The sequence below is a fragment of the Microbacterium sp. X-17 genome (assembly GCF_039615055.1).
This window is the reverse complement of sequence record NZ_JBDHNI010000003.1, coordinates 538,276-560,658: the sequence shown is the minus strand read 5'-3', so window position 1 is coordinate 560,658 and position 22,383 is coordinate 538,276. Positions and strand designations below refer to the sequence as shown.

The 22,383-nt window shown below is 71.4% G+C and carries 16 protein-coding genes and 1 tRNA gene; 15 read left to right on the top strand and 2 right to left on the bottom strand.

Going from position 1 to position 22,383, the window contains the following annotated elements; genetic code table 11:
• Positions 1-35 precede the first annotated feature (35 nt).
• From ABCS02_RS16965 to ABCS02_RS16900, 14 genes are all read left to right on the top strand, one after another.
• Positions 36-1,226, top strand: coding sequence for a DNA polymerase III subunit delta' (locus ABCS02_RS16965; protein WP_345836843.1), 1,191 nt, complete (start codon positions 36-38; stop codon positions 1,224-1,226).
• Positions 1,223-2,779 carry an alpha/beta hydrolase gene (locus tag ABCS02_RS16960; RefSeq protein ID WP_345836842.1) on the top strand — a complete coding sequence of 519 codons (1,557 nt, stop codon included), beginning with the start codon at positions 1,223-1,225 and terminating at the stop codon, positions 2,777-2,779. Before ABCS02_RS16965 ends, ABCS02_RS16960 begins: the two co-directional genes overlap by 4 nt.
• 49 nt (positions 2,780-2,828) lie before the next feature.
• Positions 2,829-3,524, top strand: coding sequence for a TetR family transcriptional regulator (locus ABCS02_RS16955; protein ID WP_345836841.1), 696 nt, complete (start codon positions 2,829-2,831; stop codon positions 3,522-3,524).
• A gap of 88 nt (positions 3,525-3,612) precedes the next feature.
• Positions 3,613-3,685: transfer RNA gene (locus tag ABCS02_RS16950), tRNA-Thr, on the top strand.
• Between the two features lie 149 nt (positions 3,686-3,834).
• Entirely contained in the window at positions 3,835-6,354 is a 2,520-nt protein-coding gene (locus ABCS02_RS16945) for a PKD domain-containing protein (RefSeq protein ID WP_345836840.1), read from the top strand.
• Positions 6,355-6,468: 114 nt separating this feature from the next.
• Positions 6,469-8,103, top strand: a complete 1,635-nt coding sequence (locus ABCS02_RS16940; RefSeq protein WP_345836839.1) for a D-alanyl-D-alanine carboxypeptidase — start codon at positions 6,469-6,471, stop codon at positions 8,101-8,103.
• Positions 8,104-8,130: 27 nt separating this feature from the next.
• Positions 8,131-8,712, top strand: coding sequence for an isochorismatase family protein (locus ABCS02_RS16935; RefSeq protein ID WP_345836838.1), 582 nt, complete (start codon positions 8,131-8,133; stop codon positions 8,710-8,712).
• A 94-nt stretch (positions 8,713-8,806) separates the two neighbouring features.
• Positions 8,807-10,978, top strand: a complete 2,172-nt coding sequence (locus ABCS02_RS16930) for an efflux RND transporter permease subunit (protein ID WP_345836837.1) — start codon at positions 8,807-8,809, stop codon at positions 10,976-10,978.
• A 93-nt stretch (positions 10,979-11,071) separates the two neighbouring features.
• Positions 11,072-11,860, top strand: a complete 789-nt coding sequence (locus ABCS02_RS16925; protein WP_345836836.1) for a thiamine pyrophosphate-dependent enzyme — start codon at positions 11,072-11,074, stop codon at positions 11,858-11,860.
• A gap of 29 nt (positions 11,861-11,889) precedes the next feature.
• Positions 11,890-12,615 (top strand): alpha/beta fold hydrolase, encoded by a 726-nt coding sequence (locus tag ABCS02_RS16920; RefSeq protein WP_345836835.1) that lies wholly within the window; start codon positions 11,890-11,892, stop codon positions 12,613-12,615.
• 51 nt (positions 12,616-12,666) lie between these two features.
• Positions 12,667-13,128 carry an Lrp/AsnC family transcriptional regulator gene (locus tag ABCS02_RS16915; RefSeq protein WP_345836834.1) on the top strand — a complete coding sequence of 154 codons (462 nt, stop codon included), beginning with the start codon at positions 12,667-12,669 and terminating at the stop codon, positions 13,126-13,128.
• Positions 13,129-13,171: 43 nt separating this feature from the next.
• A complete protein-coding gene (locus ABCS02_RS16910; protein WP_345836833.1) occupies positions 13,172-14,635 on the top strand; it encodes an NAD-dependent succinate-semialdehyde dehydrogenase in 1,464 nt (487 codons plus the stop codon).
• Between the two features lie 52 nt (positions 14,636-14,687).
• On the top strand, positions 14,688-15,872 hold the full coding sequence (locus ABCS02_RS16905) for a thiolase family protein (RefSeq protein ID WP_345836832.1): 1,185 nt from the start codon (positions 14,688-14,690) through the stop codon (positions 15,870-15,872).
• A 24-nt stretch (positions 15,873-15,896) separates the two neighbouring features.
• The gene (locus tag ABCS02_RS16900) at positions 15,897-16,676 is read left to right on the top strand and encodes a 3-hydroxyacyl-CoA dehydrogenase (RefSeq protein ID WP_345836831.1); all 780 of its coding nucleotides are present in this window, start codon (positions 15,897-15,899) and stop codon (positions 16,674-16,676) included.
• Between the two features lie 71 nt (positions 16,677-16,747).
• Here the strand turns inward: ABCS02_RS16900 and ABCS02_RS16895 are convergent, their stop codons facing one another.
• The gene (locus ABCS02_RS16895) at positions 16,748-18,205 is read right to left on the bottom strand and encodes a helix-turn-helix domain-containing protein (protein ID WP_345836830.1); all 1,458 of its coding nucleotides are present in this window, start codon (positions 18,203-18,205) and stop codon (positions 16,748-16,750) included.
• 116 nt (positions 18,206-18,321) lie between these two features.
• Between ABCS02_RS16895 and ABCS02_RS16890 the strand changes: the two genes are divergently transcribed.
• A complete protein-coding gene (locus tag ABCS02_RS16890; RefSeq protein WP_345836829.1) occupies positions 18,322-20,241 on the top strand; it encodes a phosphoenolpyruvate carboxykinase (GTP) in 1,920 nt (639 codons plus the stop codon).
• 76 nt (positions 20,242-20,317) lie between these two features.
• Here the strand turns inward: ABCS02_RS16890 and ABCS02_RS16885 are convergent, their stop codons facing one another.
• Entirely contained in the window at positions 20,318-22,279 is a 1,962-nt protein-coding gene (locus ABCS02_RS16885; RefSeq protein ID WP_345836828.1) for an ABC transporter transmembrane domain-containing protein, read from the bottom strand.
• Positions 22,280-22,383 lie beyond the last annotated feature (104 nt).

The window sequence follows — 22,383 nt, the reverse complement described above, 5'->3', positions numbered from 1 at the left end:
CCGTGCTGTCCTCCGTTCCCACTAGCCTGGAACGCATGGCGGTGTGGGACGACCTGACGGGTCAGGACGAGGCGATCGCCGTCGTCCGCTCCGCCGCCGAGGCGGCCACCGCCACCGGACCCGCCGCCGAGGCGGCCCGCGGCATGACGCACTCGTGGCTCATCACCGGCCCTCCCGGGTCCGGCCGCTCCAACCTCGCCTACGCGTTCGCCACCGCCCTGCTCAGCCCGGGCAACCCGGAGGGCGACCTTGCGGCGCAGCGCCAGGTGGAGGCCCGCACGCATCCCGACCTCGCCGTCCTCAGCACCGAGCGCGTCATCATCTCCATCGAGGAGGTGCGGACGCTGGTCGCGAGCTCCCAGTTCGCGCCGTCGGTCGGCCGCTACCGCGTGATGGTCATCGAGGACGCCGACCGGATGACCGAGCGCACCTCCAACGTGCTGCTCAAGGCGCTGGAGGAGCCGCCGGAGCGGACCGTCTGGATTCTCTGCGCGCCGAGCGACGCCGACCTGCTTCCGACGATCCGCTCACGCGTCCGCACCGTGCGCCTCAAAGTTCCCGGCGTCGCGGACGTCGCGCGCCTGATCGAGCGCCGCGACGGCGTGGACAGCGCCGTCGCCGAGCGCGCGGCGCGCCACGCGCAGAGCCACATCGGGATGGCGCACCGGCTCGCCACCAACGAGGAGGCCCGCCGCCGGCGCGCGCAGACCCTCGATCTCGCGCTCGGCATCCGCTCCGTCTCCGGGGCCGTGCTCGCCGCCGCCACGCTGCTGGAGGTGGCGCGGGCCGACGCGAAGGCCATCACCGAGGAGCGCGACGCCGAGGAGCGCGAGCACGCCCTCCGCTCGCTCGGGATCGAGCCGGGCGGCGCCATCCCGCCCGCGCTGCGCGGCCAGCTCCGCCAGCTCGAGGAGGACCAGAAGCGCCGCGCGACCCGCAGCCTGCGCGACGGCATCGACCGCATCCTCACCGACCTGCTCTCGCTGTACCGGGATGTGATGATGCTGCAGCTCGGCAGCGGCAGCGACCTGGTGAACGTCGAGCTGGGCGAGCGCCTGACCGCTCTCAGCGCGCACACGAGTCCCGCGGCTACGCTCGCCGCGATGGATGCCGTCACGACCGCCCGCGAGCGGATCGACGGCAACGTCGCTCCCGCCCTGGCGCTGGAAGCCATGCTCACGACGATCCTGCGCGGGGGAGCCGCGCGAAAGGGGACAGACCTGTGACCACCCGAGAGGGCCGTCCGGCCCGCCGGCGGGCCGCTCGCACCGTCTTCGTCGCGATCGCCGCCGTCGTCGCGCTGACGCTGACCGGCTGCGTCACCTGGTTCATTCCTGCGAAGTCGTCCACGACCTCCACGCCGGCGCCCGAGAAGGTGTCCGCGGCCCTCCAGCCGTTCTACCAGCAGAAGCTGGTCTGGACCGACTGCTCCAGCGGCAAGCAGTGCGCGACCGCCAAGGCGCCGCTGACCTGGAACGACCCCTCCGCCGGCCAGGTCTCCCTCGCGCTCATCCGCCAGCAGGCGAAGGGCACGAAGCAGGGGTCGCTGCTGGTCAACCCCGGCGGCCCGGGCGGCTCCGGTTACGACTTCGTCAAGGACTCCGTCGACTACGCGACCGACAAGACGCTGCAGAGCCACTTCGACGTCGTGGGCTTCGACCCGCGCGGAGTCGGCCATTCGACCGCGGTGAAGTGCTACGACCCGAAGCAGATGGACGACTACCTCTACGGGATCACGCCGGGACAGCGCGGGTCCGACCAGTGGATCGCCGAGAACACGGCCATCTCGCAGCAGTTCGGCGCCGCGTGCGCCAAGAACACGGGCGCCCTGCTCGATCACGTGGACACGGTGAGCGCTGCGCGCGACCTCGACCTCCTGCGTGCGGTGCTCGGCGACACGAAGCTCAACTACCTCGGGTACTCGTACGGCACCTACCTCGGCGCGGTGTACGCAGACCTCTACCCGGGCAAGACCGGGAGGCTCGTCCTCGACGGCGCGCTCGACCCCGCGGCGAGCAACGACGAGGTGACGAAGGTGCAGGCGATGGGCTTCGAGAGCGCCCTCCGTGCGTATCTGAAGAGCTGCCTCACACAGAAGAACTGCCCGTTCAGCGGCACGGTCGACGACGGGATGAAGACCATCTCCCAGCTGCTGGCCGCGGTGGAGCGCAGTCCGATCCGCAACTCGGACGGCCGTGAGCTCGGCGCCAACACGCTCGTCACGGCGATCATCTACCCGCTCTACGACGCGACGGCGTGGTCGTACCTGAGCAGCATGTTCGCGAGCGTGATGAAGGGCAACGCCTCCGTCGCGTTCACCCTCGCCGACGGCTACAACAGCCGCAACAGCGACGGCACCTACTCGGACAACTCCACCGAGGCGTTCACGGCCATCAACTGCCTCGATTACGGCTACGACGCGAACCCCGCCGCGATGCGGGCGCAGGCCGCCGAGCTCGCGGTCGCGGCGCCGGTGATCGGCCCGTACATGGCGTACGGCGACATCGGCTGCGCCACCTGGCCGTACAAGTCCACCGCGCAGCGCGGCCCGATCGCAGCGAAGGGCTCCGCGCCCATCCTCGTCGTCGGCACCACGAACGACCCGGCCACCCCGTACGTGTGGGCGAAGAACATGGCGTCCGAGCTGGAGAACGGCCACCTGCTCACCTACAAGGGCGAAGGCCACACGGCGTACAACAAGTCCAACTCGTGCGTGAACAACACTGTGGACGACTTCCTGGTCGGGGGCACTGTGCCGCCCACGGGCAAGACCTGCTGAACGCCGCGTGGAGTGGTGCAATTTTGCAGACGGTGAAATAATCGAACTCGTGACTGTAGAGATCGGGACCTCGGAGGGCGAGCTGGGCCTCCGTGAGCGCAAGCGCATCGCGACCAGGCGCGCCATCCAGCTCGCCGCGCTCGAACTGGCCAGCGAGCGGGGATTCGACCATGTCACGGTCGACGAGATCAGTCACGCGGCGAACGTCTCGCCGCGCACCTTCTTCAACTACTTCCCGTCGAAGGAGTCGGCGATCATCGGCGAGCTGCCGGAGCTCCCGGACGAGGAGAGCATCGAGCGCTTCATCCAGGCGGGCCCGGCCGAGCCGATCCTGGACGGGATGGGCACCCTCCTCATCGCGGCGATCGAGACCGGCGACCTGGACGGTGACCTCGGCGGCGCCAACGACGGCGAGAACGCGGCCACTGCGAAGGAGCTGCACGTCCTCCGCCGCTCGCTCCTGAAGGGCAACCCCGAGCTGTTCGCCCAGCGGATGGCGAGCATGCACAAGTTCGAGGACGCCCTGAGCGCGGTCGTGCAGCGCAGGCTCGCGCACGACGACCCGGAGCTGGCCGCCGATGAGGAGGCCCTGCACCAGCGGGCGCGCCTCGTCACGTATGTGGCGTTCGCCGGCATGCGGCACGCCTGGTCGTGCTGGGCCGACCACGGCGGCGTCGAGCCCCTCTCCGACCGTCTCCGCAGCTCGTTCGCGCAGCTCCAGGCCCTCGGCGGGCAGCTCGGCTGAGCGGTGCCCGCCGCCTCCGCGCGTGGTCGAAAGCACCCCGCGGGATCGGGTAAGCTATCTGACTGTGCCCGGGCGCTTGTCCGGCCACGCCGCCCTAGCTCAGTCGGCAGAGCATCTCACTCGTAATGAGAAGGTCAAGGGTTCGATTCCCTTGGGCGGCTCCGTTTCTTCCGTCTTTCTCCGAGTCCGTTGGGACCGGTCGTTCCCCCGTGCGCGCCCGTCGTCGCCGGCGTAGACTCCTGGCAAATTGAGATTAATTCAGTTTGCCTTGGGGAATGTCATGGAATCGAGACGGGGATCTCGGGCACGCATGCTCGGTATGTTCACCGCGGTGGCCAGTGCGCTGCTGCTGATCGGGGGAGGACTGAGCGTCGCCGCGCCCGCCTCGGCGGACACGATGCCACCGAATCCGTCGAGTCCGGCTTCGCCGCCGACCGTCGGGGCGACCGCGCTGGCGACCACCCAGATCGACGGCGTCGCCTGGTCGCAGGTCGTCGTCGGCGACACGGTCTACGTCGGCGGAAAGTTCACGACCGCCCGTCCCGCGGGCTCGCCCGCCGGATCCAACACCACGCCGCGCAACAACTTCCTCGCGTACAACGTCACCACCGGCGCCCTCCTCACCAGCGTCAATGTGCAGGCGAACGCGCAGGTCAGGGTGGTGGCGGCCTCGCCGGACGGCACGCGTGTGTACCTGGGCGGCGATTTCACGACGCTGAACGGAGCCAGTTACTACCGGCTCGCTGCCGTCAGCACTGCGACCGGGCAGGTCATCACCACGTTCAGGCCGATCTTCGACTCGCAGGTGCGCTCCCTCGCCGTGACGAACACGGCGGTCTACGCCGGCGGCACGTTCTCGAACGTCAACGGCGTCTCGCGGTCGTTCCTCGCCGAGCTCAACCCGACGAACGGCGCGCTCGTGACCGCGTGGTCGCCCACGGCGGACGCGGGTGTCCAGGCGCTTGCCGTGAGCCCAGACGGGAGCCGCGTCTACGCGGGCGGCCAGTTCCAGCACATCAACGGCGAGAGCCACTACGGCCTCGTCATGCTCAACGGGACGAACGCCACCACGATGCCGTTCGCGGCCAACAGCGTCATCCGCGACGCCGGGCCCAATGCCGGGATCACGGCCCTGTCCGCGACCTCGGACGCCGTCTACGGTTCCGGATACGTCTTCGGCTCCGGCGGGAACTTCGAGGGGAGCTTCTCCGCCGACCCGGTCACGGGAGCGCTGATCTGGCTGGAGGACTGCCACGGCGACACCTACTCGGTGGCGCCGCTCGGAAACGTGCTCTATGCGGTCGGGCATCCGCACTTCTGCGGAAACATCGGCGGCTTCCCCGAGACGAACCCGCGCACGTACCATCATTCGCTCGCGTTCTCGAAGGCGGCGACCGGGACCGTGACGAAGAACACCGTGGGCAACTACACCAACTTCGCGGGCAAGCCGGCGCCGACCCTGCAGACCTGGTTCCCGAACTGGGCGACGGGCACCTTCACCGGCCAGGGCCAGGCGACGTGGACCATCGCGGGCGACAGCAGATACGTCGTCGTGGGCGGCGAGTTCCCTCAGGTGAACGGGCAGAACCAGTACGGCCTCACCCGCTTCGCGACAGACGCGGTGCGGCGCAGCACCACCGGACCGAACAACAACGCGGCACTCACCCCGAACGCAACCTCCACCACGTCGGGGAGGGCGACCATCGCCTGGACCTCGACCTACGACCAGGACAACATCCAGCTCACCTACGCGCTGTCGCGCGACGGCGACACGGCGCACCCGGTCTACACCGCGGTCAAGAGCAACAACTTCTGGAACACGGGGCCGATGAGCTTCACCGACACCGGGCTCGCGCCGGGCAGCTCACACACCTACGCGCTCCGGGTCACCGATCCCGACGGCAACACGATTTCGCGCACCGGCAACACGGTGGTGGTCGCGGGAGGCGGCTCCAACCAGCCGCCCGTGGCATCGTTCAGCTTCGGAACCAACGGGCTGACGGTCAACGTCAACGGGTCCGCCTCGACCGATCCGGACGGCACGATCGCGTCCTATGCCTGGACCTTCGGCGACGGAGGGACGGCCTCGGGAGCCACGGCGGCGCACACCTACGCCGCGGCAGGGACCTACACGGTGACCCTCACCGTCACCGACAACGGGGGCGCGACCAACTCCCTGTCGAAGTCCGTGACCGTCTCGAGCGCGGGTGCGATCGCGCAGGACGGCTTCGCCCGGACCACGACGAGCGGCTGGGGTTCGGCGACGACCGGAGGAGCGTGGACGGTCTCCGGCACGGCGGCGTCATACACGGTCACCTCGGGCACCGGCAACATGAAGGATGCCGCAGGGAGCACGATGACGGCGTCGCTCGGCTCGGTCTCCTCCAGCCGCACCGACACCACCGTCGGCTTCACGACCGACGTAGCGCCGACCGGTGGCGGGCTCTTCGTCTCGGCGCTCGCGCGGCAGGTCGGCTCTGTGGCCTACGAAGGTCGAGCGTGGATCAGCTCCAGCGGCGCCGTCCAGGTCCAGCTCCTGCAGAGCGGGACGACCCTGACCTCGGCGGTCGTCAGCGGTCTCACCTACACTCCTGGCACGCAGCTCAACCTGCGGGTCCAGGCCGTGGGCACATCCCCGACGACGCTTCAGGCCAAGCTCTGGCCCGCTACCCAGGCGGAGCCGTCGTCGTGGCAGGTGAGCCTCACCGACTCCACAGCGGCGCTCCAGTCGTTCGGCAGCGTCGGGCTGCGCGCCTACCTGTCGGGTGCTGCGACGGTGTCCCCGGTCACCGTGAAGTTCTCCAACTACCAAGTGGTAGCCGTGCCCTGAGCCGCCATCGCTTCCTCGTCTCCTCCCGCGACGCGCCGGGTGCGTGCGGGAGGAGCGCGGGAGTGATGGCCCGCGCCGACTGGCGCTCTCAGGGAACGCCGGTACTATACCCGGATGCGCGAACCGGACCAGCGCGACTCCGGTGCAACCGACGGCACCGGGTCAGAATCGACGAACCCCCTGAACTCTGTTCTCCCCGCCGGGGACTCCTCTGCGACGAGTGAGCCCGGCACGGGAGCGACCCCTTCCGGCCGTCGCTCGGCCGGCGGGGCGCGTTCGGGGGCGGCGGCCTCCGGTGCCCTCAACGGCGCCGTCGCGGGTGTCCTGTCCGCCATCCGCACGCACCCGAAGGCCTGGATCGCCGCCGGCGCCACCGTCGCGTTCCTGCTCCTCGGCGCGGGCAGCGTGGCCCTCGGCGCAACGGCCGGGTCGGCGCCTGCCGGGGCCGCGCCCGCGGTGACGCCGACGCACTCCGCGACCCGCACGCCCACACCGACCCCCACGCCCACCGCCGACCCGGCGCGCCCCGTGCCCGCCGCGCAGCCCGCCGCGAGCCGCATCCGGACCTGCTCGGTGGGCTCCCTGGCCCAGGACGGCCGCCTCGGCAATCTGGAGGCCCAGGTCGTCAACGCCAAGACCGGTCAGGTGCTGTTCGACCGGGACGGCGGCAAGCCGGGCCCGACCGCGTCCGTGCTCAAGACGCTGACCTCGGCCGCAGCCCTCGCGACGCTCGGCCCGGACTACCGCGTGCAGACCACGGTGGTCGCGGGCAGCGTGCCCGGCCAGGTGGTCATCGTCGGCGGCGGCGACGTCACGCTGTCGCGCCTGCCGGGAGGCCGGGGCGCCTTCTACACGAACGCGCCCTCCATCCAGGACCTCGCCGCCCAGACCAAGCAGGCGCTCGGCGGTGCGCCCGTGACCTCCATCGTGGTGGACACGTCGCTGTTCGGCGGCCCGCTGTGGCAGCCGAGCTGGGACGAACAGGAGGAGCGCGTCGTCGAGGGCTCGACGCCGTACATGTCCTCGCTGATGGTGGACGGCGACCGCAACGACCCCGGCGCGGTCGAGTCGCCGCGCAGCACGGACCCGGTCGGGCGCGCGGTGCAGTACTTCCAGCAGTACCTCGGCACGAACGTCCCGGTGACCTCCGGCACGGCTCCGGCGGGCGCTCGCCAGCTGGCGGCCGTGCAGTCGCAGCCGGTGACCACGCTGATCGACCAGGCGATGACGTACTCGGACAACACGATCATGGAGGAGCTGGCCAGGCTCGTCGCGATCAAGACCGGCGCGGGCAACACCTTCGCCGCCGAGAACGCGGGCGTGCTGGCCGGGCTGAAGGGCTACGGCATCGACACCACCGGCATCCACATCGCCGACGGCTCCGGGCTGAGCGCCGACAACGCCGTGCCGCCGGCGTACCTGACCCGGCTCTTCATCAAGGTGCTCAACCGGCAGAACGGGCTCGGCGTGGTCTACGACGGACTCCCGGTCGCCGGCCGGACGGGGACGCTCGGGCCGGGCTACAGCCGGTTCACGGGGGCGAGCTCGGTCGCGGACGGCTCGGTGCACGCCAAGACCGGCTGGATCAACAACGGCTACACGCTCTCCGGCATCATCGACGCGGCGGACGGATCGCAACTCACGTTCGCTGTGTACGCGCTCGGCCCGGTGAGCGACAATGCCAAGCAGGCGATCGACGCGCTGACGGCCGGCTTCTACAAGTGCGGTGACAACCTCACCAACGGCTGAGCCGGTCGGCCGAGGACGGAGGCTTCGATGGGCAAGGCGCTCTTCATCATCGACGTGCAGAACGACTTCACCGAGGGCGGAGCGCTCGGCGTGGACGGGGGAGCGGCGGTGGCGGCGGCCATCACCGAACACCTCCGCGCGCACGCCGACGAGTACGCGATCATCCTCGCGAGCCGCGACTGGCACGACGGCGACAACGACAACGGCGGTCACTTCGCGACCGACGCAGAGCCGGACTTCGTGAACACCTGGCCCGCGCACTGCGTCGCGGGCACGGACGGCGCGGAGTACCATCCCGCGCTCGACACGTCCCGCGTCGGCTACCACATCCGCAAGGGGCAGGGCGTCCCGGCGTACTCGATCTTCGAGGGGCGCACCGACGCCGGCTCGTCGGTGCACAACCTGCTGGACGAGCACGGGATCGACACCGTCGACGTCGTGGGGATCGCGACCGACTACTGCGTGCGGGCATCCGCGCTGGACGCGCTGAGCCACGGGCAGCGGGTGCGGGTGCTGACCGGGCTGGTGGCGGGGGTGGCGGCGGAGTCGTCAGAGGCGGCGTTGGCGGAGCTGGCGCATGCGGGGGCCGAGCTCGTCGTCACGTCGTAGCTGCCGACCCGTCGTGTCATCCTCGGGTGGCGTGACTCTTCGTGTGCGCGCTAGGCTGATTACTAACCAGGCTAGCTAATCCGGAGGCGCCCAGATGAAGACCCGATCCGACTGGACGCCGGCCCGCTGGCTGCGCATCGTGCTGCCCGCCGTCGTCATCGTGATCTGGTTCGCCGCCGGGAGCCTCGGCGGTCCGACCTTCGGCAAGCTCTCCGGGGTGTCGAGCAACGACCAGGCCGCGTTCCTGCCGGCCAGCGCCGAGTCGACCGCGGGGCAGGACTGGCAGAAGCGCTTCACCGACTCGCAGGCGGTGCCCGCGATCGTGGTCGTCCAGTCCGACTCGACCATCCCGCCGAGCGACCTCGCCTCGTTCTCCGCCCTCGGCGCGAAGCTCGGCGACGTGAAGGGGGTGCAGGCTCCGGAGTCCGGCCAGCGCACCAGCGTCGCCGGTCCCATTCCGTCGCAGGACGGCCGTGCGGTCGAGTTCATCGTCCCGGTCGCGGACACGAACAACGTGAAGACGGTCGTCGCCGACCTCCGCAGCGTACTGAAGAGGGAGCTGCCCTCCGGGACGCAGGGCTGGGTCACCGGGCCGGCCGGGCTCACCGCCGACCTGGTCAACGCGTTCGGCGGCATCGACGGCATCCTGCTGCTCGTCGCCGTCGGGGCCGTGTTCGTGATCCTGCTGCTGGTGTACCGGGCGCTGCTGCTGCCGGTCCTGGTGCTGCTCGCGTCGGTGTTCGCGCTGTGCGCGGCGATCCTCGTCGTCTACCTCTTCGCCCTCTGGGGCTGGATCAAGCTCAGCGGCCAGAGCCAGGGCATCCTCTCCATTCTCGTGATCGGCGCGGCCACCGACTACTCGTTGCTGCTCGTCGCCCGTTACCGGGAGGCTCTGGAGCAGCACGAGTCGCGCTGGACGGCGATCGTGGCGGCATGGCGGGCGGCGTTCGAGCCGATCCTGGCCTCCGGGGCCACGGTTATCCTCGCGCTGCTGTGCCTGCTGTTCTCCGACCTCAACTCCAATAAGAGCCTCGGCCCGATCGCCGCGATCGGGATCGTCTTCTCGCTGCTGTCGGCGCTGACGCTGCTGCCGACCCTGCTCGCGGTGTTCGGCAGGGCGGCGTTCTGGCCGTTCCGGCCGACGTACGCGGGCGGCGAGCACGCGCATGAGCACAAGCACGAGGGGACGGAGCGCGTTGCCGGGCTGGAGGGCATCCGCGGCGTCTGGCGGCGGGTCGGCCTGCTCATCGCGCACCGGCCGCGCCTGACCTGGATCGTGTCGTTCGTGGTCCTCGTCGCGTGCGCGTTCGGGCTGACGCAGCTCAAGGCGAACGGTGTCGAGCAGACCGCGCTGGTGCTCACCCAGTCGGACGCCGTCGACGGCCAGAAGGTGCTCGCGAGGCACTTCGACGCCGGGTCGGGCGCGCCGGTCCTGATCGTGGCGAAGGAGGGCGACGGGGACGCCGTGCTCGCCGCCGCGAAGAAGAACGACGGCATCTCGGCCGCGACCCTGTACGCCGGGAATGTGCGGCCGGGCCAGAGCACGCCGCCGGTCGTCAAGGACGGCCGCGTCCTCATCCAGGCCACCCTGAAGGCGCAGCCCGACTCGTCCGCGGCTGAGCAGGTGGTCCGCGACCTGCGCCGCGACCTCCCGGCTGCCGGATCGGGCGTGCTCGTCGGCGGCGTCACGGCGATCGCCCTCGACACCAACGACACGGCCCAGCGCGACCTGCTGCGGATCATCCCGATCGTGCTGCTGGTGATCCTGCTGGTGCTGATGCTGCTGCTCCGGTCGATCCTCGCGCCGGTGCTCCTGATCGGCAGCGTCGTGCTGTCATACGCGGCGGCGCTCGGCGTCTCGGCGCTGGTGTTCGACCACCTGTTCCGCTTTTCGGGGGCCGACGCGAGCGTGCCGCTGTTCGGCTTCGTGTTCCTGGTCGCGCTCGGTGTGGACTACAACATCTTCCTGATGACGCGCGTGCGGGAGGAGTCCCTGCGGCTCGGCACCCGGCCGGGCATCCTGCGCGGGCTCGGGATGACCGGCAGCGTCATCACGTCGGCAGGCGTGGTGCTGGCGGCGACGTTCGCGGCCCTCGCCGTCATCCCGATCCTGTTCCTGGTCCAGATCGCGTTCATCGTCGCGTTCGGGGTGCTGCTCGACACCGTGCTGGTGCGCTCGCTGCTCGTGCCCGCGGTCTCGTACGACGTGGGGCGCGCGATCTGGTGGCCGTCGAAGCTGTGGCGCACACCAGGGCAGTCTGTATAGCGGGAGGCCGCCGGCCGCTGCTCGGATGAGCAGGATGCACGGCGTGTCACCGGCGCGTTGCCGCCTCCGCGACGGTCGGTCAGAGTGGCCTGCATGACCCCCACGATCCTCGAGCCGGCTCTCGGCGCGTCGATCGGCGGACAGGGCGCCGACGTCGCTGCCCTGCTCCGCCGGCTGTACCGGACCCTGGCGACCGTCCGTCGCCTCGATCGCGAAGCGGTCGTCCTGCGCGGCCACGGCGTCCTCCCGGGCTACGTCGACTCGCGCGGCCGGGAGGCGGTGCAGGTGGGCGCGGCGCTCGCGCTGCAGACCTCCCGCGACCGGGCCTTCCCGACCGCCCACGAGCCGGGGATGTCGATCGCCCTCGGCGGCGACCCCGCGGCCGCGCTGCGCTTCCGGCGTGGCGTCGACACCGTCGAGGGGCCGGTGACCCACGCCGTCGGCTGGGCGCTCTGCGCGAAGCTCGATCGCACAGGAGGCTGCGCCCTCATCCAGCTCGGCGCCGGCGCCGGATCGGCGGCGGAGCTGCGCACCGCGGTGACGACCGCGCGAAGCTCCGCCCTGCCGGTGGTCTTCCTCTCCAGCTCCGGCCGCACGGAGGGGGCGGGGATGCCCGTCCTGCTGGTCGACGGCGCCGACGCGCTCGCCGTCCACGACGCCACCGTGAAGGCGCTGGACCTCGCCAGGTCCGGCGCGGGCCCCGTCCTGATCGACGCCGTCCTGCCCGGCCCGTCCGCCTGGCCCGCGCGCGACCCGCTCGTGGTCTGCGAGCAGCGCCTGCGCATGACCGGGACGGTGGACGACGGCTTCTTCGCCGAGGTCGCCGACACCGCGGACGCGCTCGCCGACCGGCTGCGCGCCCGGCTCGCCGTCGGAGCCTGAACCCGGCCGCGATCGGCGAGGATGGGACCATGCGCATCCACGTCGAACGCCATCCCGGAGCCGATCCCGTCCTGCTGATCCACGGCTTCGCGACCACCGGCGCGCTCACCTGGGAGTCCACCGGCTGGGTCGCCGCGCTCGCCGAGGCGGGCCGCGGCGCGATCGTCCCCGACCTGCGCGGCCACGGAGCGTCCGACGCGCCGCACGACCCGGCAGCGTACTCGCCCGACCTGCTCGCGGAGGACCTGCTGACTGTGCTGGACGAGCAGGGCCTCGACCGCGTCGATGTCGTCGGGTACTCGATGGGGAGCTGGGTGGCCCTGGCCCTCGTCGGCCTCGCGCCGGAGCGCGTGAGGCGGCTCGTGGTCGGCGGCGTCGGCACGGTTGAGCAGTTCGCCCACTGGGGCGTGGAGGCCGTGGAGCGGGCCATCCTGGACGGCGCGGACACGCTGCCGGCAGACGCCCCGCTGGCGCCGCTGCTGGCCTCCCTGCGCGAGGCCCCCGGGGCCGACCGCGAGGCGCTCGCTGCGTGCGCCGCCGGGATGGCGCAGCATCCGCTGCCGCTGGCCTCGACCGTGCCGACCCTCGTGGTGGCGGGCGACGCCGATCCCGTCGCCGTCGACGCGGACGAGGCCGCCCGCCTGCTCGGCGCCGAGCTGGTGCTGCTGCCGCGCCGCAACCACATCACGGCACTCAGCGCCCGCGCCTTCAAGCAGGCTGCTCTTCCCTTCCTGGGAGCTTCGGTCAGCCTGTAGGAGACGCGCCTGGCGGGTCGTACGATGTGCGAGGAGCGAAGGAGTGCCCGCATGATCGACAGGCTGGATGCCGACCTCATCGCGCTGCTCACGGAGGAGCCCCGGCTCGGCGTGTTCGAGGCCTCCCGGAGGCTCGGCGTCGCGCGCGGCACCGTGCAGGCCCGGCTCGACCGGCTGCAGCGCACGGGGGTGATCAAGGACTTCGCGCCGACGATCGACAGCCTCCGGCTCGGCTTCCCCGTCACGGCGTTCGTCACCGCGGAGATCGCCCAGAGCGACCTCTCGGTCGTGGACCACCTGCGGGGCATCCCGGAGGTCCTGGAGGTGCACACTGTGACCGGGGCAGGGGACCTGCTGATCCGAGTCGTCGCGCGCTCGAACGCCGACCTGCAGCGGGTGATCAGCGGCATCCTCAGCGAGCCCGGCATCAGCCGCACCTCCACGGTGATCGCCCTGGAGACCACGATCGAGCACCGCAGCGTGCCGCTGGTGGAGTCCGCCGTGGAGGACTGAGCGCGCGAACACCCGACGACCCGAGACGAGACGAGGAGCGACGATGGACGAGAAGACCCTGCTGGAGAGAGTGCCCGACCGCCTGTTCATCGGCGGCGAGTGGCTGCCGGGATCGAACGGCACCCTCAACGTCTACGACCCGGCCACCGGCGACCTCATCCGCGAGATCGCGGACGCGTCGGTGGCGGACGGCACGCGCGCGCTCGACGCCGCGGTGGCCGCCGCCGACGCCTGGGCGGCCACCCCGCCCCGCGCCCGCGGCGAGATCCTGCGCCGCGCCTTCGACCTCCTGCAGGAGCGCAGGGAGGAGTTCGCCCTCCTGATGACCCTGGAGATGGGCAAGCCGCTCGCGGAGTCCAACGGGGAGGTCACCTACGGGGGCGAGTTCCTGCGCTGGTTCTCCGAGGAGGCCGTGCGCATCGCCGGCCGCTACGGGACCAACCCCGAGGGAACCGGCCGCATGATCGTCTCGCAGCACCCGGTCGGGCCGTGCTTTCTGGTCACGCCGTGGAACTTCCCGCTCGCGATGGCGACCAGGAAGATCGCGCCGGCGCTCGCCGCGGGCTGCACCGTCGTCGTGAAGCCGGCCGAGCTGACCCCGCTGACGACTCTGTACTTCGCCCGGCTGCTGGAGGACGCCGGCCTCCCCGCCGGTGTGCTCAACGTGATCACGACCTCCACCTCGGGAAAGGTCTCCGCGCCGATCATCGCCGACCCGCGGCTGCGCAAGCTGTCGTTCACCGGCTCGACCGAGGTCGGCCGCAAGCTGCTGCAGCAGGCGTCGGAGAACGTGCTGCGCACCTCGATGGAGCTCGGCGGCAACGCGCCGTTCGTCGTGTTCGACGACGCCGACCTCGACCGGGCCGTGGACGGCGCGATGCTGGCGAAGTTCCGCAACATCGGGGAGGCCTGCACGGCCGCCAACCGGTTCATCGTGCACGAGGACGTCGCCGACGAGTTCGGCCGCCGGGTCGCCGACCGCGTGAAGGGGATGAAGATCGGCCGCGGCACCGAGGACGGCGTCACGATCGGCCCGCTCATCAACGCGGACGCCGTCGACAAGGCCGCCGAGCTGCTGGAGGACGCGGTCTCGCGGGGCGCCTCGGTGCTCGCGGGCGGGTCGCGGGTCTCCGGCCCCGGCACCTTCTTCGAGCCCACCGTCGTCACCGACGTGAGGGCGGGCAGCGAGATCCTGCGGCAGGAGATCTTCGGCCCCGTGCTGTCGATCGTGCGCTTCCGCGACGAGGACGAGGCGGTGCGGATCGCCAACGACACCGAGTTCGGGCTGGTCTCGTACGTGTTCACGAAGGACCTCGCGCGCGGCCAGCGGATGATCGACCGGCTGCAGACCGGCATGATGGGGCTCAACGTGGGCGTCGTCTCCAACGCCGCCGCTCCCTTCGGCGGCGTGAAGCAGTCGGGGCTGGGGCGCGAGGGAGGCCTGGAGGGCATCCACGAGTACCTCAGCACCAAGTACACCCTGACGCCGGACCCGTTCAGCGTCTGAGTCCCGGCACCATCCGAGCCCAGTCCACCACCGAGCCGAGGAGCGCACCATCATGGCCACCGAAGCCGTCATCGTCGACGTCGTCCGCACGCCCTCCGGGCGCGGCAAACCCGGAGGCGAGCTCTCCGACATCCACCCGGCCGACCTGCTCGCCGGGGTGCTGGCCGAGATCGTGCACCGCAACGGCGTCGATGCCGCGCTCGTGGACGACGTCATCGCCGGCTGCGTGACGCAGTCGGGGGAGCAGGCGGGCAACATCGCGCGCACCGCGCTGCTGAGCGCGGGATTTCCGGAGAGCGTCCCCGGCGTCACGATCGACCGGCAGTGCGGCTCCAGCCAGCAGGCCGCCGCGTTCGCCGCGCAGGGCGTCATCGCGGGCGCGTACGACATCGCGATCGCGTGCGGGGTGGAGTCGATGAGCCGGTCACCGATGGGCTCCAACCTCGGCGGTGCGTCGATCGGCGGCGAGCTGCTGCACGCTCGCTACCCGGAGGGGCTGGTGAACCAGGGCGTCGCGGCCGAGCTGATCGCCGAGCGCTGGGGGTTCCCCCGGGAGGAGCTCGACGCGTTCGCCGCCGAGTCGCACCGGCGCGCGGCGGAGGCGGCGGCGTCCGGCGCGTTCGAGGGCGAGCTCGTGCCCGTGCCGACGCCGGACAGCGGGAGCGTCGTGGCGGACGAGACCATCCGGCCCGGGACGACCGCGGAGAAACTGGCCGCGCTGTCGCCGTCGTTCCGCACCGACCGGCTCGCGCAGCGGTTCCCGCAGCTGGATTGGCGGATCACGCCGGGCAACTCGTCGCCGCTCACCGACGGTGCCTCGGCCGCTCTGATCATGAGCGCGGAGGCGGCGGCGCGGCTGGGGCTCCGGCCGCGCGCCCGCTTCCACTCGTTCGCGGTGGCCGGCAGTGACCCGCTGTTCATGCTCACCGGCATCCTCCCCGCGACCCGTAAGCTCCTCGACCGCAGCGGGGTGAAGCTGGAGGACATCGCCGCCTACGAGGTCAACGAGGCGTTCGCGCCGGTGCCGCTGCTGTGGCTGCGCGAATTCGGCGCGGACCCGGCGCGGATGAACCCGCGCGGCGGCGCGATCGCGCTGGGCCACGCACTCGGCTCGTCCGGGACGCGGCTGCTCGGCACCCTCCTCAACGAGCTGGAGGCCTCCGGCGGCCGCTTCGGCCTCCAGACCATGTGCGAGGGCGGCGGCACCGCCAACGCCACCCTCATCGAACGGCTGTAGCCACCCACCTCGAAAGGATCACCCATGCAGATCGACGGATGTTCGGCGCTCGTCACCGGCGGCGCCAGCGGCCTCGGCAACGCCACCGCCCGGGCGCTCACGGAGGCCGGCGCGCGCGTCGTCATCCTGGACCTGCCCAGCTCGGAGGGCGAGAAGGCCGCCGTCGCGCTCGGCCCGCATGCCCGGTTCGTCGCCGCGGACGTCACGGACGAGGAGCAGGTGCAGGCCGCCGTGGACGCCGCAGGCTCCCTCGGCCCCCTGCGCGTCGTCGTGAACTGCGCCGGCATCGCCACCGCCCAGAAGGTGCTCGGCCGCGACGGCGTCCTCCCGCTGGAGAGCTTCGAGCGCGTGATCCGGGTCAACCTGATCGGCACGTTCAACGTGGTGCGCCTCGCAGCCGCAGCGATGGCGGAGACCGAGCCGCTCGGCGAGGACCTCCCCGGCGGCCAGGAGCGCGGCGTCATCGTCAACACCGCGTCCGTCGCCGCGTTCGACGGCCAGATCGGCCAGCCCGCCTACTCGGCGTCGAAGGGCGGCGTCGCCGCGATGACGCTGCCGCTCGCCCGCGAGTTCGCCCGCAGCCTGATCCGCGTCGTCACCATCGCGCCCGGCATCTTCGAGACGCCGATGATGGCCGGCCTCCCGCGGGCCGCGCAGGACTCGCTGGCGGCCCAGGTGCCGCACCCGTCGCGGCTCGGCCGGCCCGCGGAGTACGCGCAGCTGGTGCGCGCCATCGTGGAGAACCCGATGCTCAACGGCGAGACCATCCGCCTCGACGGCGCCATTCGGATGCAGCCGAAGTAGCCGCACAAGATTCGGCACGAATGGTCGCTTCGGCGCGGCGATAAGCGCCATTCGGCACGAATGTGGCGCGATCAGATCCCCGAGTGCGCCTCCAGGAAGGTGTACACATCCGAGTCGTCCACGCCGGGGAACGACCCTGACGGCAGCGGCGACAGGATGTGCGCGTGCAGGCGCGCGCTCGGCCACGCCTTGCCCGCCCAGTGCCCGGTCAGCTCCGTCGCCGGCCGCTTGCAGCACGACTCGTCCGGGCAGCGGGACTCGGCGCGCGCCGTCGTCTCCCGGCCGCGGAACCACTTGGCCTGGTCGAACGGCACGCCCACGCTGATCGAGAAGCCGCCGTCCGCCGTGCTGCCGGTCTGGGTCGAGCACCAGTACGTCCCGGCCGGGGTGTCGGTGTACTGGTAGAACTCCGTCGTCCGGTTCGTGCGCGCGAACGCGTTGCGGGCGCCCCACTTGCGGCAGACCGTCTGGCCCTCGATGGAGCCGGTGACGTCGGTCGGGAGGGGCAGGCCGTCGTTCTCGTAGCCCTTGTAGAGCGTGCCGTCGTCGCCGACGCGCAGGAAGTGCAGGGGCATGTCCAGGTGCCGGGTGGCCAGGTTGGTCAGGCGCAGCGCCGCGGCCTCGTGGGTGACGCCGAACGCGTCGCGGAAGTCCTCCACGGCGACGTCCTTCTCCTTCTTCGCCTGCTGGAGGAACGCCACCGCCGCGGCCTCCGGCATCAGCGCGCACGCCGCGAAGTAGTTGATCTCCAGCCGCTGCCGCAGGAAGTCCGCGTAGCTGGCCGGGCGCTCGTGGCCGAGCAGCCGGTGCGCCATCGCCTGCAGCGCCATCGAACGGAGGCCGTGGCCGCCCGGGATGGAGGCCGGCGGCAGGTAGATGCGGCCGTTCTCCAGGTCGGTGATCGAGCGGGTGGAGCGCGGGAGGTCGTCCACATAGATCAGCTCGAAGCCGAGCTTCTCGGCCATCACGCTCACCTCGCGGTGGGTGAGCGCGCCGCGGACGTGTCCCGAGGCGCGCACCTGCTCCTCCGCGAGCCGCTCGATCTCCGGGATGTAGTTGTCCTGCCGCCGCATCCGCTCGCGCAGCTCGGTGTTCGCCCGCCTGGCCTCCTCCGGCGTCGCGATCGCCTCGCTGGCACGGCGGGCGAGCTCGCGGTGCAGGCCGACCAGGGCCTCCAGCGTCTCGGTCGGCGTGCCCTTCGTCGGTTTGACGGCGGGGAGGCCGAGCGAGCCGTACAGTGAGCCCTTCTGGGCACGGGAGAGCTCGATCTCCAGCGCTGCCCGCTCGTCCGGCGGCTCGGCGGAGAGCAGCTCGGCGAGCGGGACGCCGAGCGCGGCGGCCAGCGTGCCGAGCAGGGAGACGCGCGGCTCGCGCTTGCCGTTCTCGATCAGCGAGAGCTGGCTGGCGGCGACCCCGGCGGCCGCGCCGAGCTCGTCCAGGGTCAGGCCGCGCTGCGTGCGGAAGTGCCGGATGCGGTGCCCGAGGGTGGCGACGTCGGCGGTCGCCGCTTCGGTGGCGAGGGAGTCCATCCCTTCACAATAGCGAAAGAATCGTGATTCTTTACGTGCAGTTTCTCACCCGCGGCCCCGAATCCTGCTCGATCCTGGATTCACGACCCGATCTTTCCAACCGAGAGGACGACGGAATGTCCATCGCCGAGCTCCCGCTGACCGACCAGGCACACGACGCCGACGCCGACCACGAGACGCACGCGTACCCGGCGGCCTCCACCCCGGCCGCACGCCCAGCGCCTGCCACCGAACCGACCCGCCCGACCGGCCTCGCCGGCCTCCGCGCCTGGGTCGCCGAAATCGCCGAGCTCACCCAGCCCGAGAGCATCGTCTGGTGCGACGGCACGCCGGGGGAGGCCGACCGCCTGACCAAGGAGCTCGTCGCCGAGGGCAAGCTCATCCGGCTGAACCCGGAGTGGCGCCCGAACAGCTTCCTGGCGCGCACCGACCCGGGCGACGTCGCCCGCGTGGAGGACCGCACCTTCATCTGCTCCCTCAAGGAGGAGGATGCCGGCCCGACCAACAACTGGCGCGAGCCGGAGGCCATGCGCGCCGAGCTGCGCGGCGTCTTCGCCGGCAGCATGCGCGGCCGCACGATGTACGTCGTCCCGTTCTCGATGGGACCGCTCGGCGGCCCCATCTCGCAGGTCGGCGTCCAGCTGACCGACTCCGCCTACGTCACCGTCAGCATGGGGCTGATGACCCGCGTGACCAGCCAGGTGCTCGATCTCATCGACGCCGGGCAGCCCTGGGTGCCCACCGTGCACAGCGTCGGCGCGCCGCTGATCGACGACGACGGGGTGCGTCACGACGACGTGTCCTGGCCGTGCAACACCACCAAGTACATCGTCCAGTTCCCGGAGACGCGCGAGGTCTGGTCCTTCGGCTCCGGCTACGGCGGCAACGCCATCCTGGCCAAGAAGTGCTTCGCGCTGCGGATCGCGTCGGCGATGGCGCGCGACGAGGGCTGGCTGGCCGAGCACATGCTGCTCGTCAAGGTCACCTCGCCGGAGGGGCGCGCGTTCCACTTCGCGGCCGCGTTCCCGTCCGCGTGCGGCAAGACGAACCTCGCCATGCTGAAGCCCACCATCCCGGGCTGGAACGTGGAGACCATCGGAGACGACATCGCCTGGCTCCGGCAGGGCGCTGACGGGAGGCTTCGCGCCATCAACCCCGAGGCGGGCTTCTTCGGCGTCGCGCCGGGGACGGGCGAGCTGACCAACAAGACCGCGGTCGAGACCCTCTGGGGCAACACGATCTTCACCAACGTGGCGCTGCGCGACGACGGCGACGTGTGGTGGGAGGGCCTCACGGAGACCCCGCCCGCGCACCTGATCGACTGGCAGGGCAACGACTGGACGCCAGAGAGCGGGCGCCCGGCCGCGCACCCGAACTCCCGGTTCTGCGTGTCGGCCGCGCAGTGCCCTTCCATCGCGGACGACTGGGACGCGGTCGACGGCGTGCCGATCGACGCCATCCTGTTCGGCGGCCGCCGCGCCACCAACGTGCCGCTCGTGGCGCAGGCCCGCGACTGGAAGCACGGCGTCTTCATCGGCGCGACCATCTCGTCCGAGAAGACGGCCGCGGCCGAGGGCACGGTCGGCGAGCTGCGCCGCGACCCGTTCGCCATGCTGCCGTTCTGCGGTTACAACATGGCGGACTACTGGGGTCACTGGCTCGACGTGGGCGAGAAGCTCGGCTCGAACGCGCCCGCGGTGTTCCAGGTGAACTGGTTCCGGAAGGGCGACGACGGCCGGTTCCTGTGGCCCGGGTTCGGCGAGAACTCGCGCGTCATCGAGTGGATCGCGCGCCGGGTGGAGGGCACGGCCGGCGCAGCGTCGACGCCGATCGGCCGCCTGCCGCTGGTGGAGGACCTCGACCTCGACGGCCTCGACCTTCCGGCCGAGGACGTCGCCGAGCTCTTCGAGGTCGACACCGAGAGCTGGCTCGCCGAGTGCGACCTCACCGAGCAGTTCTTCGCCCAGTTCGGCACCCGCGTCCCCCCGGCGTTGAACGCCGAGCTCGCCTCCCTCCGCTACCACCTCCACGCGTAACCCCAACAATCGCTTCCGGACTTGTGTACGCCTGCGACCGGCGTGTCGCGTACATAAGTCCGGGAGAGATTGAGGGTCAGACGAGGAGTTGGTGCTTGGCTAGGTCGCGGTAAAGGGGGGTGGTCGCGACGAGTTCGGAGTGGGTGCCGACTCCGACGACGCGGCCGTGGTCGAGGACGACGATCTGGTCGCTGTCGACGACGGTGGAGAGCCGGTGCGCGATGACGAGGAGGGTGCGGTCCTCGGCGACGGCGTCGATGGCCTCCCGCATGAGCTGCTCGTTGCGGCCGTCGAGGCTGGAGGTCGACTCGTCCAGCAGCAGGACGGGCGGCGCGGCGAGCAGCGCGCGCGCGATCGCGAGCCGCTGACGCTCGCCGCCGGAGAGCATGATGCCGTCCTCGCCGACCGGCGCGTCCAGGCCGAGGTCGCTGCGCTCCAGCACCTCGGTGAGGTTGACGGCGTGGAGGACGTCGACGCACTGCTCCTCGGTCGCCTCCGGCGTCGCGAGCCGCAGGTTGTCGCGCAGCGAGCCGGCGAGCACCGGGGCGTCCTGTTCGACGTAGCCGATGTTGGAGCGCAGGGCGACGCGGTCGAGCGTGCGGACGTCCATCCCGCCGAAGCGCACCTCGCCGGCCTCCGGGTCGTAGAACCGCTCGATCAGCGCGAGGATGGTCGACTTGCCCGCGCCGGACGGCCCGACCAGCGCCGTGCGCTTACCGCGCGGCACCGTGAAGCTGACGCCGTGCAGCACCCCGCCGTGCGTCGCCACTGCGGTGTCGGCGCCGAGCCCGGCCGCCGCCTCCGCCTCGGCGACCACGTCGACACCGCCGAACGCCGCAAGCGCGACGCGCTCGGCGTCGGCGGGCGCGGCCGCGACGACGGACGGCTCGTCGCGCTCGGGCGAGGACGGGTAGGCGAACTGCACGTCCACGAACTCGATCGCGGGCGCGTGCGGCGCGAGCCCTTCGTTCGCGACGCCGACGGTCATCCCGAGCGGCGCGATCTCGCGGTCGTGCTGGTCTTCGGTGGGGAGATCGAGGATCTCCTGGATGCGCCCGAGCGCGCCGAGCGCCGAGTTCACCGCGGTGATCGCGCCGAACGCCTGGCCGAGCGGCAGGATCATCATGAACAGGAAGAGGATGAACGCCACCAGGTTCGCGACGGTGATCGCACCGCTGGCGACCCGGAAGCCGCCGACGCCGAGCACCACCAGGAACGACACCTGCATCGCGATCCCGGCGACCGGCACGACGAGCGCGGAGATGCGCGCCACCTGGATGCCCATCTTCCACGCCCCGGTCGCGTCGTCATCCACCGCCGCGATCTCCCGGTCCGTCGCGTTCGCCGCGCGGATCGTCCGCACCGAGCTGATCGCGCGCTCCACCGCGGCGGCGAGGTCGCCGACCTTGGTCTGCGCCTTCTGGCTGGCGACCCGGATGCGGCCGGACAACAGCGTGACCACGACGATGGAGACGGCGACCACGAGCACGGTCAGCCCGAGCAGCACCGGGTCGATGATGAGCATGGCGATGAGCGCGCCGATGAACGTCAGCGCGCCGCCGATGGCCTCCACGAGCCCCTGGGTCAGCACCGCCCGCAGCAGCGTGGTGTCCGAGCCGACGCGCGACACCAGGTCTCCGGTGCGCCGGGTGTCGAACTCGCTGATCGGCAGCCGCAGCATCCGCGCCACCAGCTTGCGGCGCGACGACAGCACGACGCCCTCGCCGGTGCGCTGCAGGAGGTAGTGCTGGTAGCCCGAGATGAGCGCGGAGACCACGACCAGCGCGACGAGCCCCCAGACGATCCCGTTCAGCGGCTCACCCTTGCCGACGATCGTGATGACCTGGCTGACCAGCAGCGGCTGGGCGAGGCTTGCGGCAGCGCCGAGCACGCTCAGCACGACGACGAACGAGAGCACTCCGCGGTGCTCCAGCAGGTAGGGGAGGAGCTGGCTGAACCGCGCGCGCGGTCCGCTGTCCGCCTCCCGCCGCGCGAAGGGCGAACGGCGGCGTGGAGCGGCGGTGGTCTCGGTGCTCATGGGGGGTCCTTCGACAGGAGTTCGGGATGCTGCTTCGACCGTACTTCCTGCGGGCTGCCGGTTTGCTGACACTGCGGGAATGTCCGTGGCCCGGACTACAGTGC